We start from the raw sequence: 15,983 nt of genomic DNA, 5'->3' as shown, positions 1-15,983 counted from the left end.
TTATGAAACAGGTTATTTTATTATTCGCTGCAACATTGGTGTTGATGTCTTGTAAAACTGGCGAAATATTCGCGCCGAACCCCTATGATGAGGGTGATGTAAGAGTTAATTCGAAATTAAACAGAGAGTATAAAAAGAGTCGACAATCATTTTTTGGGCAATTGAGTAAAGCCGATGCTGACCAACTGAGAGATTCATTACAGAGTCAGTTACAAACAAAAATTGATCCCGAAAAAGCGATTCTTATTAACTATGAGCAATTTGGGACTAATTGTCTGATAGCTAATGCTTCATTAAAAACTAAAGATGTCGTCGCTCATAATGGAATTCGAATTTCTGCTAGAATGAGTAAAAAGTACAATGCTGTTGATTTTTTTGTTTATGAGGATATTGCAGAATTTCAAAACATCTATGAAGCAATAGAGAAATATCAATCAGATCCTGGGTTTTTCAAATCGAACCTTTTTACTTCAGACCAAAATTGTGGGGCTTTTTTTCTATTGAAACCTGATGGTAGTTTTTTGAAGCACTATGGTGAAGATTATTTCACCGAGGTCGATAATTTTTTTAAAATGAATTGATCTGTTTTAATAAATTATCTATTTCTATGAATTTTATTTTTGATTTTAATTTTGTTTTTGACTTTTCAAAGTCCATATTTGTATCAGTTCATTGCATTTTGAGTTATAAAGAAAGGTTCAGGGATTAGACCCGTTGAGACCTTGGCAACCCTGCGACTTTGCAGAAGGTGCCTCATTCTACCGCAGCAATGTGGACAGATAACTATCAGCTTCATCGCTATTCTTTCTTTTAAAATTGCACGCTTTTTTTCGCTTTCGCGAAAGCGAACTTCTACTCAAAAATCAAGCAAACTAAAAACTTCATCATTTGATGAAACTCGGTTGCAAGCGAGCCTTTAATTAGAAACATAAAGATTGAGAAATAACGATTTATTTAATGCCTTGCAAGAGCGCATCCTAGTGCTGGATGGTGCCATGGGAACGATGCTGCAGCGACACAAATTTACCGAGGCAGATTTTAGAGGCAAGCGGTTTGCAGATTACGGATCTGATGTAAAGGGAAATAACGATTTACTTTCTATTACTCAGCCCGAAGCCATCGCAGGCGTTCACGCAGCCTATTTTGCGGCTGGAGCAGATATTGTAGAGACCAACACCTTTAGTGCAACAACCATTGCCATGTCAGATTATCACATGGAAGATCTGGTGGACGAGCTCAACATCCAGAGCGCAAAAATCGCCCGTCAAGTAGCCGACGAGTTTACCAAAAAAGAACCTCACAAACCCAGATTCATAGCAGGCGCCATAGGCCCAACCAACAAAACGGCCAGCATGTCGCCAGATGTAAACGATCCTGGTTTTAGGGCGATCACGTTTGAGGAATTACGCAAGGCTTACAAACAACAAGCTGCTGGACTCGTCAAAGGCGGCGTTGATATTTTACTGGTAGAAACCGTATTTGACACGCTCAATGCTAAGGCTGCCCTTTTTGCCATTGAAGAACTCAAAGAAGAATTGGGATCGGATATTCCAGTTATGGTCAGCGGTACCATAACCGATGCTTCAGGAAGAACATTAAGCGGTCAAACTGCCGAGGCTTTTCTGATTTCCATTGAACACATTCCGCTATTGTCGGTTGGGTTTAATTGCGCTTTGGGCGCAAAACAATTGACTCCATATCTAGAAACTGTTGCAGGGAAATCTCAATTCGGGATTAGTGCTTATCCCAATGCGGGCTTGCCTAATGCGTTTGGTGAATACGACGAGTCGCCAGAGCAAATGGCTTCACAAATCAGGGAATATTTGGACAAATCATTGGTCAACATCATTGGTGGTTGTTGTGGGACGACTCCAGAACATATTGCTGCCATAGCTAAATTAGCAGAAGAATACCAACCTAGACCTATTCCATCATTTCAAAAACTAGCAGATGTCGGATAAGGATTTTAGGCCACTCAAACTTAGCGGACTCGAACCGCTGGTCATCACACCCGAAAGTAATTTTGTCAACGTTGGTGAGCGCACCAACGTTGCTGGCTCCAAAAAATTCCTACGACTCATCAACGAAGAGAAATTTGATGAGGCGCTGGAGATTGCAAGAGAACAGGTAGAAAATGGCGCACAGATCATCGACATCAACATGGATGATGGAATGATCGACGGCAAGGCTGCGATGGTCAAATTCCTGAATCTCATTGCCGCAGAACCCGATATTTCCAGAGTGCCTATCATGATCGATAGTTCCAAATGGGAAATCATCGAGGCTGGATTGCAGGTGGTTCAGGGAAAATGTGTGGTCAATTCCATCAGCCTTAAAGAAGGCGAGGAAGAATTTATAAAACACGCCAAAGCTATCAAGCGCTACGGTGCGGCCGTGATCGTTATGGCTTTTGATGAGGTTGGTCAAGCCGATACCTATGAGCGTCGCATCGAGATCGCAAAACGCAGTTATGATATTTTGGTGGATGAAGTGAAGTTTGCACCTGAGGATATCATTTTTGACCTCAATATCTTCCCAGTTGCAACGGGAATGGACGAGCACAAACTAAATGCTATTGATTTTATTGAAGGAACGCGATGGGTACGAGAAAACCTACCGCACGCGAGCGTTAGTGGTGGTGTGAGCAACGTGAGTTTCAGTTTTCGTGGTAATAATAAAGTCCGCGAGGCAATGCACAGCGCTTTTTTGTTTCATGCGATCAAGGCCGGAATGAATATGGGAATCGTCAATCCAGCGATGCTGGAAGTCTATGATGATATCGACAAAGAACTTCTCGATTACGTAGAAGATGTGCTACTCAACCGTCGTGATGATGCCACAGAGCGTCTACTGGACTATGCAGAAAGTGTAACCCAAACTGCTAGAACCAGTATTATCGACAACAGTTGGAGAGAAACTTCCTTGCAGGACCGCATCACACGAGCGTTAGTAAAAGGAATTGACGCCTATATTATAGAAGATGTAGAAGAAGCCAGACTTGCCGCAACCGCACCCATCGAAGTAATCGAAGGCAACCTGATGACGGGAATGAATGTAGTGGGCGATCTCTTTGGTTCTGGAAAAATGTTCTTGCCGCAGGTAGTAAAAAGCGCGCGTGTAATGAAAAAAGCTGTGGCTTATCTGTTGCCTTTTATCGAGAAGGAAAAGGAGAGACTTAGACTCCAAGCCCCTAAATCCTCAAAGGGGACTTTTTCATCATGGCGTACCGCCAATCCAATAGCCTATGGCTTATTGCAACAAAGAGTAAAGGAAAAACGGAAAAACCCAACACCTGCAGAGAATAAGATGTGGGAAGTTTTGAGTAATAAAAAATTGGATGGTTACAAATTCCGCAGAGAGCATATTATCGGAATGTATATCGTAGATTTTGTTTGTCTTAGAGAAAATCTAGTGATTGAAATAGATGGTGGTTATCACGATACAGAAGAACAACAAGAAAAAGATCAAGAAAGAACCAACTGGCTTCAAGAGCATGGATTTAGAGTCATAAGATTCAAAAACGAACAAGTGCTCAACGATATTGAGTTCGTTTTGAACGAAGTTCAATACGAACTCAAAAAAGTCCCCTCTGGGGATTTAGGGGCCAGCGCCCCCAAAGTCCTCATGGCCACCGTAAAAGGCGACGTCCACGACATCGGGAAAAATATTGTGAGCGTCGTATTGGCCTGTAATAATTATGAGATCATCGACTTGGGCGTCATGGTGCCACCAGAAAAAATATTGGATGCAGCGATTGAGCATAATGTCGATATTATCGGACTCAGCGGACTCATTACGCCGTCGCTGGACGAGATGGTGTATATCGCCAAAGAGATGAAGCGTCGCAATTTTGAGGTGCCACTCATGATAGGCGGTGCGACAACCTCGCGAGCGCACACGGCCGTGAAGATCGCTCCAGAATATGAGGGAACCATTGTCCACGTAAACGATGCGAGCAGAGCCGTGACAATTGCTGGAGAATTGACAGGCGATAAGGATGATGATTATTTCGCTTTCGCGAAAGCGAAAAAAGAAGAATACACAAAGCTGCGCGACGACTTTCTAGGAAGGGCTAAAAAGAAAGACTACCTAACCATTGATACGGCACGTGAACACAAGTTTGCCATTGATTGGTCAAGTTATGAGGCCGTAAAGCCGGAAAAGCTAGGGGTTCATGTTTTGGAGAACATTGATTTAAATCGTGTTTCAGAATATATTGACTGGTCACCGTTCTTCCGCAGTTGGGATTTGCACGGTCGTTATCCGGATATTTTGAGTGATGAAGTCGTTGGCGAACAAGCCACAGAGCTTTTTGCCGATGCTCAAGAAATGCTCCAGCAAATTATTGATGAAAATTGGCTGGAAGCCAAAGCCATCTACGGATTGTTTCCAGCAAACACCATTAACCACGACGACATTAAAGTTGAGGGAACCGATCAGGAATTTATTTTTAGAACGCTGCGCCAGCAATCAAAAAAAGCCACAGGAAAACCACAGATAGCACTAGCAGATTTCATCGCGCCGAAGGATTCTGGCAAACAGGATTACATTGGAGCTTTTTGCGTGAGCACAGGTTTTGGCGTTCCAGAACGTGCAGCCCAATTTGAAAAAGATCACGACGACTACAATTCCATCATGCTCAAAGCACTTGCAGACCGACTTGCCGAGGCTCTTGCAGAATATCTGCATTTGAAAATCCGCAAGGAATTCTGGGGTTATGCCAGCGATGAGCAGCTGGAAAATAATGATTTGATCAAGGAAGAATACAAGGGAATACGACCAGCACCAGGCTATCCAGCCTGTCCGGATCATCTGGAAAAAGAAACGATCTGGGAACTGCTGAAAGTAGAAGACCAAATAGGAGTCAAGTTGACGGAAAGTCTTGCTATGTGGCCAGCTGCTAGCGTTTCAGGTTATTACATTTCGCATCCTGAATCCCGCTATTTTGGATTAGGCAAGATCAAGGAAGATCAGGTCAAGGATTATGCAGATCGTAAAGGAATCACTTTCGCGAAAGCGGAAAAATGGCTTAACCCAAATATTGCGGACTAACAACAGTATCAAAAATGAAGATCACCGATCATATAAAAAAAGCCAAAAAAACGCTGTTCAGCTTTGAGATTATACCGCCAGTAAAGGGTAAATCCATACAGGAATTGTACAGCAATATCGATCCCTTAATGGAGTTTAAACCACCATTTATTGATGTGACGACCTCTCGAGAAGAGTTTATCTACATCGAAAAAAAGAACGGACTACTCGAGAAAAAATTGACCAGAATGCGTCCGGGAACCTTGGGTATTTGTGCAGCGATTCAGAATAAATACGATGTGGATACAGTTCCGCACTTGCTTTGCGGTGGTTTTACTCAGCAGGAAACAGAATATTTATTGGTCGACTGTCAATACCTAGAGATCGATAACGTGATGGCATTGCGAGGCGATGCCCGTAAAGGAGATAAACGCTTTGAGTGCACAGAAGGCGGTCACGAATTTGCGATAGATCTAGTTAAGCAAGTTGAACAATTAAACAAAGGTCATTACCTACATGATGTCATCGAGATTTCTTGCGATGTGGATTTTTGTATAGGCGTTGCGGGTTACCCAGAAAAACATGAAGAATCACCCAGCATGAAAACCGATTTGAAGCGATTGAAGAATAAGGTCGATGCAGGCGCACATTATGTAGTTACCCAAATGTTTTTTGACAACAAGAAATATTTTGAGTTTGTCAAAGCGGCGCGCGATATAGGAATCACAGTTCCCATCATTCCCGGGATCAAGCCTATCGCGACTAAAAGACACCTACAATTATTACCGCAAACATTTCACCTAGACATTCCGCAAGATTTAGTGGACGCTGTAGAAAACTGCAAGACGAATAAAGACGTACGTCAAGTAGGCGTGGAGTTTTGTATCGAGCAGTGCCGTGAATTACTGGCGCATAATGTGCCCGTTTTGCACTTTTACAGCATGGGCAAAAGCGATAACATCTACGACATTGCCAAAGCCATTTTTTAATGTAGTTTCGCTTTAATGACGTACCGTATTTTATTTGTGGTGGTTTTTCTCGCTTTCGCGAAAGCGATGACCGCACAATCACAAGAACAAGTTCCCAGTATTGCAACACTAGACGTCTCCTTGATGCATGGGACGATCCTGCAACACAACCCAGATATTTCACACCTAATCACAGAACATCCAAAAGGAGTTTTACTGAGTTACAACCGCAAGACCTTTGGCGAGAATGAATGGGAATCCAGATATGGCTTTCCAGATTGGGGATTCAGCGCGGCCTATCAGGATATGAAGAATTATAATCTGGGTGAGGCTTACAGTGCTTACGCACACTACAATTTTCATTTTTTCAATCGCAATCTCCAATTTAGAGTTGGGCAAGGATTGGCCTACATGACCAAGCCTTTTGACGTGGAGACAAACCCGCAGAACAATGCTTATGGTACGACGATCACGAGTTCTACTTATTTGGTTGCGAATTATAGAAAAGAGAATATTTATAAGGGATTGGGATTTCATGCGGGAGCTAGTATTATCCATTATTCCAATGCTAACGTGCGTGCGCCCAATAACTCGACTAACACTTGGTTTTTCAATGCTGGTCTGAATTATACGTTGAACCGTGACGAGATTCCAGAATATAAGATTTGGGAAAAGCGTGGTTATACAGAGCCTATAGGCATCAATGCAGTGGCACGATTGGGGTTTAATGAAAGCGATTTTAGAGGCAGCGGTCAATATCCGTTTTATGATTTTTCTGTGTATGCCGATAAGCGCATCAATATTAAGAGCAGTTTGCACACAGGAGTAGAGCTTTTTGTTGCCGAATTTCTCGAGGAATACCGCGATTATGTAGCCAATAGTTTTCCAGAACAAGGCATCGATGGCAGTGAGAATTTCCAGCGTGTAGGATTATTGATAGGTCATGAGTTGCACCTAGGAAAAACAAGTGTGTTGTCTCAATTTGGTTATTATATATATCAACCTATTGAGTTTGAATCTAAGTTTTACAATAGATTGGGTCTACAAAGAAGGTTGACCGATAACATTTTTGCAAGCGTTACCGTAAAGGCACATGGTGCAAAGGCAGAAGGCGTTAGCCTGGGAATAGGCTACCGATTTGATAAAGTGTTTAACTCTAAATCGGAGAAGTTATGAGTTCAGAGTTAGGAATTACAAAAAGGTCAGTTCGAGCGCAGCGCTGCACTGAGCCTGTCGAAGTGTCGAGAACAGTTCAGTTACCTCAATTCAAAATTCAGAATTTATTTTTGGAATTTGGAATTTGGAATGTGATCAAACGCCAAAAATTCAATTCGTCAACTGTTATCATCCTATTACTAGCCATCACGCTAGCAAGTACAACCAGTTGCGATAGCGAGGAAGGCCTTAATTGTACCCAAACCGCCGGCGATATCCAGAGTTTTGAAGTTGACATTGATGCGTTTGATAAAGTCGTAATTTTTGAACGAATGGGAGCAACCTTTAAACAAGGTCCAATTCAAAAGGTAGTTGTGACCACTGGTGAGAATCTCTTCAACGACATTGAACTTAAAGTAGTGGATGGCCAGCTGCAAATTATCAATAACAATGGCTGTAATGTGATACGGAACTACGGCATAACCCAAATCGAAATCACATCACCCAACCTTACCGAAATCAGAACCAGCACCGGCGAGGACATCATAAGTGATGGCGTACTCAACTATCCCAACTTGACCTTACTTTCTGAAGATGCCACGGTAGAAGAAGATTTCTATAATACGGATGGTGATTTTAGACTGGCACTAGACGTTCAAAACTTGACCATCGTTTCAAACAACCTGAGCTATTTTTATTTAAGCGGCACGGTAGAAAATGCAAATATTACATTCCTAGAAGGCGACGGTCGCATACACGCTGAAGATCTTGAAATTCAAAATGCGCAAATTTTTCATCGTGGTACATCAGAATGGCGCATGGAGGTAAAACAAAACATCGCCGGAACCATCAATGGCTACGGCGATGTGATATTAAATAATCAACCTACAACCGTTGATGTCGATGAGACTTGGCGTGGTCGATTGATCTATCTTAATAATTAGAGAAGCGTGATAGGCATTTCTGCTCTGTAAGTTCCCCAACCCATTTTAAGGTGTACAACCTCATCTTTATTAGGTGAATATAAAGCCATGCTTAGGTTTTCAAGACTTTCTCCATCATTTGTTACGGGAATTGTAGTAGTTACAACATCCATTTCTTCCTTATGGGAGTAATGTCCCCAGGCGTCAATCTCGCTATTGATGTGGATCGTCCATTCATTCTCAGTAGGAACAACTACCATGGAATAGCGACCTGCTTTAAGTTCTTTGCCACCTATCATCGCATCGCTCATTAGCATTATTTCTGTGTTTTCGTTTGCTCCCAATCTCCATTTTTCACCAAATTTTTGGATTCCAGAACCTTTCTCATCGGTTGCCGTGAAAACTGCACGGTCATTAAGACTAGGCCTTCCGTAAAGCACTCTGATCTGTGGTTGCAACGCCGCTTTTTGCTCCTCTGTTTTCGCGAAAGCACGCTTTGTGGACTGTGCAGGAAAGTATGCTGCGTCCATTGGACTCTTGTCCATTTTGTCAAAATCCTGTGCTGTTGCCGTAAAGGTGATTGCCATGGCAGCAGCGGCTAAAAGTATGTTTTTCATAATGTTACAAATTATTTGTTGTTACAATGATACGCCCATTGCGGGTTCACGATGTTAATTCCGTTCTAAAAAGCATCAAGCCACTGCTGGGCGCAATGTGGGAAAGATGGATTTTGTTGCTTCCGTCCAGTGTTTTCTCAAAATCTTCCAACGTCATTTTTCCCATACCCAGATCAAAGAGCGCTCCCATCATGAGGCGCACCTGGTGGCGTTTGAAACCTTTTCCGCTTACGCGAAAGCAAAAACTCTCCTCTGGAAAAAAGTTGGCCGTAAAAAGATTGTTTTCTTCGATATAACAGCTGTCTACCACGCTGGTCGTGTTGGTTTCCGCTTGAGGTTTGTAGGTATACGACCAGAAGTCCTTCTCGCCCACAAAGAGTTGTGCGGCTTTTTTCATGAGTTCAATATCCAACTCTGACTTCATGTACACCATCAAGGACGCACAAAAGGGATGGAATTTCTCACCATGCGAAAACAAGTAGATGTATTCCTTGACTTTGGGAGAATTGATAATGTTGAAGTCGGCTGTGGTTGGTTCTATTCCCAACGCTCTAATGTCGCTAGGCAAGTTGAGGTTGAATTCTTTGAGAAATACATCGAGATCAGAAATAGGTTCATCATCGAGAAACAATTCAATAGCCGTTTCATTCACAGAAACTCGAGCATCAGTCCTTCCAGCTGCCAAAATTTTGAAGTTGGAATGATCAAAAACAAAGCGCAACGTGCGCTGCACCATACGTTCTACCGTGGGCAGATCTGGCTGCTTTTGCCAACCGTGAAATCTGAAGCCTAGGTATTGGAGTTTGATGATGTAATAATGTCTTTCTTTTCGGAACATGGTGCAAAGATGTGGAATCCTTTTATATCAATAGAAATAATATTTATACGTATATTTATAATAAGTATACGTATGTATTTAAAATAGCACTACGTTACGGACAAACCGATGCTGCTTTTGAGCGGCATGAAAAAGGAATGAATTATGAAAAAGAAATTGACATTAAGTATCGATGAAGATGTAATCCAAAAGGCAAAACAATATGCTCAAGGAACGGATCGTAGTTTATCAGAATTAATAGAAAGTTATCTGGCTAGAATTTTGAGCGTGGATTTGGTTCAAGAACAACATGGAACTTATCGCATAAAAGATGCACGAAAATCTAATACAAAGCCAAGCAAATACGATAAGCATATAGGTATATTAAAGGATTGGGATGTCGATCCTGTAAAGGATAAAGAGAAAATACGTGCCATTCGATATGAAAAATACCTAAAATGAGATATTTTATCGATGCCAATATTATTTTGGATATTTGGTTGAAACGTCCTCAATTTTTTGAGAATTCTCTACAAATATTCAAAAATATTGAGGAACGCAATTGGCTGCTTTATACCTCAGACAATGTCATTACTACTTGTTACTATATGATATCAAAAAAAATCAATCGAGAAGAATCAAAGCGTTTGATCGCAGATTTTTTAGTTGATTTGGAAATCGTTCCAGTTTCAAAACAAATGTTGTTGAATGCCACTATAAGTAAAATTTCAGACTACGAAGATGCTGTCCAATTTGAATGCGCTGCATCTATAAAAGGCATCAACGGCATCATAACTAGAAATAAAAAAGATTTCAAACATTCCACAATTCCAGTCTTTGCGCCTGAGGAGGTTTTGTTTTGATCGACTATAACGATGAAGTTGTTAGAACCTTCACGATCATTGTAATTATTTATTCGGGCACATTGAAACTTAATAATTCAAATTGAAGTTCACTGTTTTCTGTCAACCTGTATTGATAGATAGCTTTCCCTAGAACGTGACCATCATCGAAGTCTGCTATCAACCATTCGTTACTTAAAAGTTGAATTTTCCCGAATCTCATTGTTCCACCCAATGTCGCTTTGAGTGGTATTAGTTCTGTTTTGTTTCGAAGATTGTATGTTATAAATGTAGATGGATTTGATATACCAGCTTCTATGAACCTTGATCCATCATATTCGTCTTCGAACCAGTAATTCTTTTCAGTTTTTTTATGTGATAATAGCTTAGTTAGCGAGTCGTTATTTGATGTTAAGAGATCAATTTGAGACTCTAAATTCTCGTTTCCTCTTTGATTTGTGCAACTGGTAGTGCAAAAAATGAATATAATTATGTGAAGTATATTTTTAATCATACAGATGAAATTTTACTTCCCAGTCAACTCCTGAAACATCGCCTCCAGATTCTTGTTCCTTTTATTCAAGGACAAAATCTTTAGCTCATTATCATGTGCAAAATCAAAAACGCCTGAACGTTGATCTGTTTTGGTTTCAAATCTTAAGCGATAGTTGAAGCCGTGCAATTCTTTTACCTCGCGAACTAGCGGTATACGTTGTAACAATTCTGGCTCCACACGATAGTCAAACTCTACGTCGATAACTTGGATCTCATCGCTTTTAAGATTTTTCAAATAATCGTCCGCGACGATTTTTCCTTTATTGATAATAATGACACGGTCGCACATGGCCTCAACTTCCTGCATGATATGCGTGGAAAGTAGAATGGTAGTATTCTGAGCAACCTTACGTATCAAACTACGTATTTCTACCAGCTGATTAGGATCTAAACCAGTTGTAGGTTCATCAAGAATCAAAACTTTAGGTTGGTGCAACAGCGCATTGGCAAGACCTACACGTTGCTTGTAGCCTTTGGAAAGTTCTTGGATCTTTTTATTTTGGTGCGATTCTAGACCTGTTTCGGCAATTACTTCAGCGATGCGTTGTTTTGCGTTTTCCAGCTTGTAAATTCTAGCGCTAAACCCCAAATATTCCTTCACATACATATCTGGATACAGCGGATTGTTCTCTGGCAGGTATCCTATGGAACTCTGCACGGCGCGAGAATCTGTGGTGACATCATGTCCATTCACGGTTGCTGTACCTTCATCTGCATTGAGATAGGTAGTCAAAATGCGCATCATGGTAGACTTTCCAGCACCGTTAGGCCCCAAGAAACCAACGATCTCTCCAGACTTTATAGAGAAGGAAACATCGTCCAGCGCCTTTTGGCTGCCATATGTTTTTGTAATGTGTGAAACTTCAATAGACATAGTGTAAATATAATAATTGTGGGGGTTCGCTTTCGCGAAAGCGAAAACTAAAGAAATCGAACTCATCTATAAGCAACAATAACGTTGTCGTAACTTTTTTGTTGAAATGTCGGCACTTTGTTATGTCTTTTAAATAAAGTATTCTACTTTAGCCACTTATTATGAATTCAAATACTTACTTCTGGAACGGCTACTACTTCTATTTTATGGAAGCAAGGACTCTATTGAAGTAATTTTAAAAATATAACTCCCAATAAAGTCCTGATCCACATCAGGACTTTTTTTATAGTATAAAATGAAGGTAGCTATTCAAGGTATCAAAGGGTCGTACCACCATCAGGTGACGAACCTTCTTTATGAAAAAGCTGATTTGCTGGAGTGCTCCACTTTTGACCAAGTGGCACAAGCGGTAGCATCAGGTGTTGTCGATAAAGCTGTGATGGCGATAGGCAATAGCATAGCTGGTAGTATACTGCCTAATTATACCTTGATCAGACAAAATCAGATTTACATCACTGCAGAGTACTATCTAGATATTTCACACCAGTTGATGGCGCTGCCGGGACAAAAAATAGAGGATATAAAAGAAGTGCAATCCCACCCTATGGCCTTATTGCAGTGCAGAAATTACTTTCAAGGTTATCCAGAGGTGAAACTTGTTGAGACAAATGATACAGCCGCGGCTGCCTATCGGATACATCGAGATGGAAAAAAGGGTGTTGCGGCTATCGCAAGTGATACCGCTGCACAGCTTTATGAATTAGATATTATTGCGAGCGACCTACAGGACGTCGCCAATAATTCTACACGATTTGTGGTCGTAGAGCGGGAACCTAATTATGTGGATGATGCCAATAAAGCGACGATTAATTTCACGACCAGTCATGAGCCGGGAACGCTTGCAAGGATTTTGACAATTTTTGGAGCTCAGCGTATCAATTTAAGTAAGATTCAGTCGATACCTGTCATTGAAAAACCATTTGTTTTTTCTTTCGTGGCTGATCTAGAGTTGGAAGATTTAGAACAGTTTCTGAAGGCAAAGCAGCAAATAAGACCTTACGTGGAACAACTAGATATATTAGGAATTTATAAAAACGCTTCTTTATGATTGCAACAGCTAATAGACTAAAGAGCGTCCAAGAATATTACTTTGCAACTAAGTTGCGAGAGGTTCGTAACCTGATGAACGCGGGCAAACCCATCATAAATGCAGGAATTGGTAGTCCAGACCTATTGCCGCCAGACCATGTGATTCCAGCATTAACTGCTGCGCTGCAAGACCCCAAAGCACATGCGTATCAAAGTTATTTGGGCTTGCCTGAGCTTAGGGAGGGAATGGCCAGTTTTTATAAATCCCATTATAATGTGGATTTGGACTCAGAAACTGAGATCATACCACTCATGGGAAGTAAGGAGGGTATTTTGCATATCTCGCTAGCATTTCTCAATAAAGGCGATCAGGTGTTGATTCCAGATCCTGGTTACCCTACTTACGCCAGCGCGACCAAATTGTGCGAGGCGCAACCAGTCACCTACAATCTAACAGCAGCAAATAACTGGATGCCGGATTTTGAAGCGCTGGAGCAACTAGATCTTTCTAAAGTGAAGTTGATGTGGACCAATTATCCCAATATGCCTACAGGTGCTGCTGGAAGTAGAGCGGTTTTTGAAAAGTTGGTTTCGTTTGCACGAAAGCATAACATACTTGTAGTAAATGACAACCCATACAGTTGTGTAGGATACGAGAAAAAGATGAGTATTCACCAGGTGGAAGGTTCGCTAGAATGTGCGTTGGAATTGAATTCCATCAGTAAGACCTTCAACATGGCTGGATGGCGAGTAGGCATGTTGACCGGAAACGCTGATGTTTTGAAAGAAGTTTTAAAAGTAAAGACCAATATGGATAGCGGCATGTTTTACGGCATCCAGAAAGGAGCAATTGCTGCGTTAAAAACCGATGAAAACTGGCTGGCGGAACAAGATAAAATCTATCAAAATCGAAGAGAACTGACCCTGAAAGTAGCGGAAACCTTAGACCTGAAACCAGAACCACAAACTGGTGGATTGTTTGTGTGGTGCAAATTACCACAAGGAAAGGAAGATGACAAAAAGTTCGTAGATGAGGTGCTCCATAATCAGGATATTTTCATCACGCCTGGAAGTATTTTTGGTATGAATGGAGAAGGCTATGTGCGATTTTCACTTTGTGTAAAAGAAGAAGAAATAGCGATTATGCTGGACCGAGTCTCAAAAAAGGATAGAACATGAAAAATGTTTTTCTAATAGGTACAGGACTCATTGGAGGATCGATGTTGCTTGATTTGCGCAGTCATTTAAAGGATGCTACCTTTTACGGGATTGATAAAGACAATAGCCATGCTAAACGAGCGGTAACAAACGGAATCATAGATAAAGTGGCGGTCATGGGAGACCTGATAAATGCAGATCTTGTTTTGATCTCGATCCCAGTAGATGCAACTTTGAAGGTATTGCCACAGGCATTAGATTTAGTACCTGAAAATGCTTTAATCATCGATGTAGGATCGACTAAGAAAGCAATTTGCGATGTGGTTTCAAAGCATAAAAACCGCCGACAATTTCTAGCCGCCCACCCTATTGCTGGAACAGAATTTTCTGGGCCAGATGCTGCGATCAAGAATCTTTTTCAAAAGAAAACGATGATCGTTTGCGAGGTAGAAAAGACCGCGTTTAAGTTGCAGGAATTGGCAAAAGAGCTTTTTGAAATTTTGGGAATGCGAGTCAGATACATGACGCCTGCTGCCCACGATAGACACATTGCTTATGTCTCCCACCTGTCGCATATATCCAGTTTTATGCTAGGGAAAACGGTGATTCAGGAAGAGGAAAATGAGCGAGATATTTTTGACCTAGCGGGCAGTGGTTTCGAGAGCACGGTACGTCTTGCCAAGAGCTCACCAGCCATGTGGACGCCTATTTTTGCGCAAAACAAACAACATGTTCTAGATGCATTGGATGGCTATATTGAGAATTTATCCCGCTTTCGCGAAAGCGTAAAAAACAACGATCACAAAGCCATATTTGAAGATATGGAACAAACGAATAGAATTAAAACCATACTAAAAGGAATAGAAAATGGAAAATAAAAAGGAGTTTAGGAATTGGCTAGAAGCCCACAGACTGGAGCATCCATTGGTTATCGCAGGACCATGTAGTGCAGAGACGGAAGAACAAGTATTGAAAATAGCCCACGAATTAAAAGATAGTGACACTACTTATTTACGTGCAGGAATCTGGAAGCCTAGAACACGTCCAGGAAACTTTGAAGGTGTAGGAGCTATTGGACTTAAATGGTTGCAAAAAGCGAAAGCAGAAACAGGATTGTTAACTGCCACTGAGGTTGCTAATAGAGCTCACGTAGACCTAGCTTTAGAACATGATATAGATCTTTTATGGATAGGAGCGCGTTCTACTGTTAGCCCTTTCATAGTCCAAGAGATTGCAGACGCATTGCAGGGAACTGATAAAGTAGTTCTTGTGAAAAATCCTGTTAATCCAGATTTAGCTTTGTGGATTGGAGCCGTGGAGCGTCTATACACAGCAGATATCAAGAATTTAGGAGTGATTCATAGAGGATTCTCTACCTATGATAAGTCAAAATATCGCAACAACCCAGAATGGCAAATCGCCGTGGATTTCCAATCTAAATATCCTGATATCCCACTTATTTGTGATCCATCACATATCACAGGAAAGCGCGATATGATTCTAGAAGTTTCACAAACAGCACTAGACTTGAATTATGATGGTCTTATGATAGAAACCCACTACGACCCAGATAACGCATGGAGTGATGCAGCACAACAAGTAACTCCAGATTCCTTAAAACAGATTTTCCTTGACCTGCGCATAAGAAAGGAGCATGATGACGAGGCTGGATACCAATCAAAATTGAGCCAATTGCGAGCTCAAATCGACGTGATTGACAATGCCATTATAGAAACTATGGGCAAGCGCATGAAAACAGCAGACTCCATAGGTGCCTTAAAAAAGTCAAGAAACGTTGCGGTGCTTCAATCAAAAAGATGGAATGAGATTCTAGGGAAAATGATTCTGGAAGGTGAAGAACATGGTTTGAGTGAGGAATTTATTTTGAGAGTTTTCAAGGCAATTCACCAGGAGTCTATTAATCACCAGGAGAAAGTTATCAACGGTTGATGCT

16 protein-coding genes and 1 riboswitch are annotated in these 15,983 nt (G+C 41.3%); of the genes, 12 read left to right on the top strand and 4 right to left on the bottom strand.

Translation table 11 applies throughout. From position 1 onward, the window contains the following. Positions 1-2 precede the first annotated feature (2 nt). From NMS_RS01900 to NMS_RS01875, 6 genes are all read left to right on the top strand, one after another. Positions 3-581, top strand: coding sequence for a hypothetical protein (locus NMS_RS01900; RefSeq protein WP_148311321.1), 579 nt, complete (start codon positions 3-5; stop codon positions 579-581). Between the two features lie 100 nt (positions 582-681). Next, a riboswitch (SAM riboswitch) is annotated at positions 682-786 on the top strand. 149 nt (positions 787-935) lie between these two features. Further along, positions 936-1,961, top strand: coding sequence for a homocysteine S-methyltransferase family protein (locus NMS_RS01895; RefSeq protein WP_041495125.1), 1,026 nt, complete (start codon positions 936-938; stop codon positions 1,959-1,961). After that, on the top strand, positions 1,951-5,052 hold the full coding sequence (locus tag NMS_RS01890; RefSeq protein WP_041495124.1) for a vitamin B12 dependent-methionine synthase activation domain-containing protein: 3,102 nt from the start codon (positions 1,951-1,953) through the stop codon (positions 5,050-5,052). Before NMS_RS01895 ends, NMS_RS01890 begins: the two co-directional genes overlap by 11 nt. 14 nt (positions 5,053-5,066) lie before the next feature. Continuing rightward, complete coding sequence (gene metF / locus NMS_RS01885; protein ID WP_041495123.1) at positions 5,067-6,020, top strand: methylenetetrahydrofolate reductase [NAD(P)H]; 954 nt, start codon at positions 5,067-5,069, stop codon at positions 6,018-6,020. Between the two features lie 15 nt (positions 6,021-6,035). After that, the gene (locus NMS_RS01880) at positions 6,036-7,175 is read left to right on the top strand and encodes an acyloxyacyl hydrolase (RefSeq protein WP_052476642.1); all 1,140 of its coding nucleotides are present in this window, start codon (positions 6,036-6,038) and stop codon (positions 7,173-7,175) included. Continuing rightward, positions 7,172-8,098 (top strand): head GIN domain-containing protein, encoded by a 927-nt coding sequence (locus NMS_RS01875; protein ID WP_084217585.1) that lies wholly within the window; start codon positions 7,172-7,174, stop codon positions 8,096-8,098. The genes NMS_RS01880 and NMS_RS01875 overlap by 4 nt, the downstream gene beginning before the upstream one ends. Here the strand turns inward: NMS_RS01875 and NMS_RS01870 are convergent. Further along, entirely contained in the window at positions 8,095-8,694 is a 600-nt protein-coding gene (locus tag NMS_RS01870; protein WP_041495122.1) for a DUF2911 domain-containing protein, read from the bottom strand. The two genes, NMS_RS01875 and NMS_RS01870, sit on opposite strands and share 4 nt — an antisense overlap. A 46-nt stretch (positions 8,695-8,740) precedes the next feature. Then, entirely contained in the window at positions 8,741-9,532 is a 792-nt protein-coding gene (locus tag NMS_RS01865) for a tRNA pseudouridine synthase A (RefSeq protein ID WP_041495121.1), read from the bottom strand. Positions 9,533-9,676: 144 nt separating this feature from the next. On the opposite strand from NMS_RS01865, the gene NMS_RS01860 reads away from it, so the two are divergent. Together NMS_RS01860 and NMS_RS01855 are read left to right on the top strand one after the other, a co-directional pair. Further along, complete coding sequence (locus NMS_RS01860; RefSeq protein WP_052476641.1) at positions 9,677-9,973, top strand: DUF6364 family protein; 297 nt, start codon at positions 9,677-9,679, stop codon at positions 9,971-9,973. Then, positions 9,970-10,374: a type II toxin-antitoxin system VapC family toxin gene (locus NMS_RS01855; protein ID WP_041495120.1), complete on the top strand. Its 405-nt coding sequence runs from the start codon at positions 9,970-9,972 to the stop codon at positions 10,372-10,374. Before NMS_RS01860 ends, NMS_RS01855 begins: the two co-directional genes overlap by 4 nt. Positions 10,375-10,423: 49 nt before the next feature. On the opposite strand, the gene NMS_RS13855 is transcribed toward NMS_RS01855, so the two are convergent. After that, a complete protein-coding gene (locus NMS_RS13855) occupies positions 10,424-10,576 on the bottom strand; it encodes a hypothetical protein (protein WP_158448943.1) in 153 nt (50 codons plus the stop codon). 303 nt (positions 10,577-10,879) lie between these two features. Beyond that, on the bottom strand, positions 10,880-11,782 hold the full coding sequence (gene gldA / locus NMS_RS01845) for a gliding motility-associated ABC transporter ATP-binding subunit GldA (RefSeq protein WP_041495118.1): 903 nt from the start codon (positions 11,780-11,782) through the stop codon (positions 10,880-10,882). A 295-nt stretch (positions 11,783-12,077) separates the two neighbouring features. Between gldA and NMS_RS01840 the strand changes: the two genes are divergently transcribed. The 4 genes from NMS_RS01840 to NMS_RS01825 are packed head-to-tail and all read left to right on the top strand — an operon-like array spanning position 12,078 to position 15,979. Further along, positions 12,078-12,890 carry a prephenate dehydratase gene (locus NMS_RS01840; protein WP_041495117.1) on the top strand — a complete coding sequence of 271 codons (813 nt, stop codon included), beginning with the start codon at positions 12,078-12,080 and terminating at the stop codon, positions 12,888-12,890. Further along, on the top strand, positions 12,887-14,050 hold the full coding sequence (locus NMS_RS01835) for an aminotransferase class I/II-fold pyridoxal phosphate-dependent enzyme (RefSeq protein WP_041495116.1): 1,164 nt from the start codon (positions 12,887-12,889) through the stop codon (positions 14,048-14,050). The genes NMS_RS01840 and NMS_RS01835 overlap by 4 nt, the downstream gene beginning before the upstream one ends. Beyond that, positions 14,047-14,907 (top strand): prephenate dehydrogenase, encoded by an 861-nt coding sequence (locus tag NMS_RS01830; protein WP_041495115.1) that lies wholly within the window; start codon positions 14,047-14,049, stop codon positions 14,905-14,907. Before NMS_RS01835 ends, NMS_RS01830 begins: the two co-directional genes overlap by 4 nt. After that, complete coding sequence (locus NMS_RS01825; protein WP_041495114.1) at positions 14,897-15,979, top strand: bifunctional 3-deoxy-7-phosphoheptulonate synthase/chorismate mutase type II; 1,083 nt, start codon at positions 14,897-14,899, stop codon at positions 15,977-15,979. The genes NMS_RS01830 and NMS_RS01825 overlap by 11 nt, the downstream gene beginning before the upstream one ends. Positions 15,980-15,983 lie beyond the last annotated feature (4 nt).

Origin of the sequence: Nonlabens marinus S1-08 (assembly GCF_000831385.1) — a bacterium.
Lineage (GTDB): Bacteria > Bacteroidota > Bacteroidia > Flavobacteriales > Flavobacteriaceae > Nonlabens > Nonlabens marinus.
Note: the sequence above shows the minus strand (reverse complement) of the source record. Positions and strands in the feature narration are given on the sequence as shown.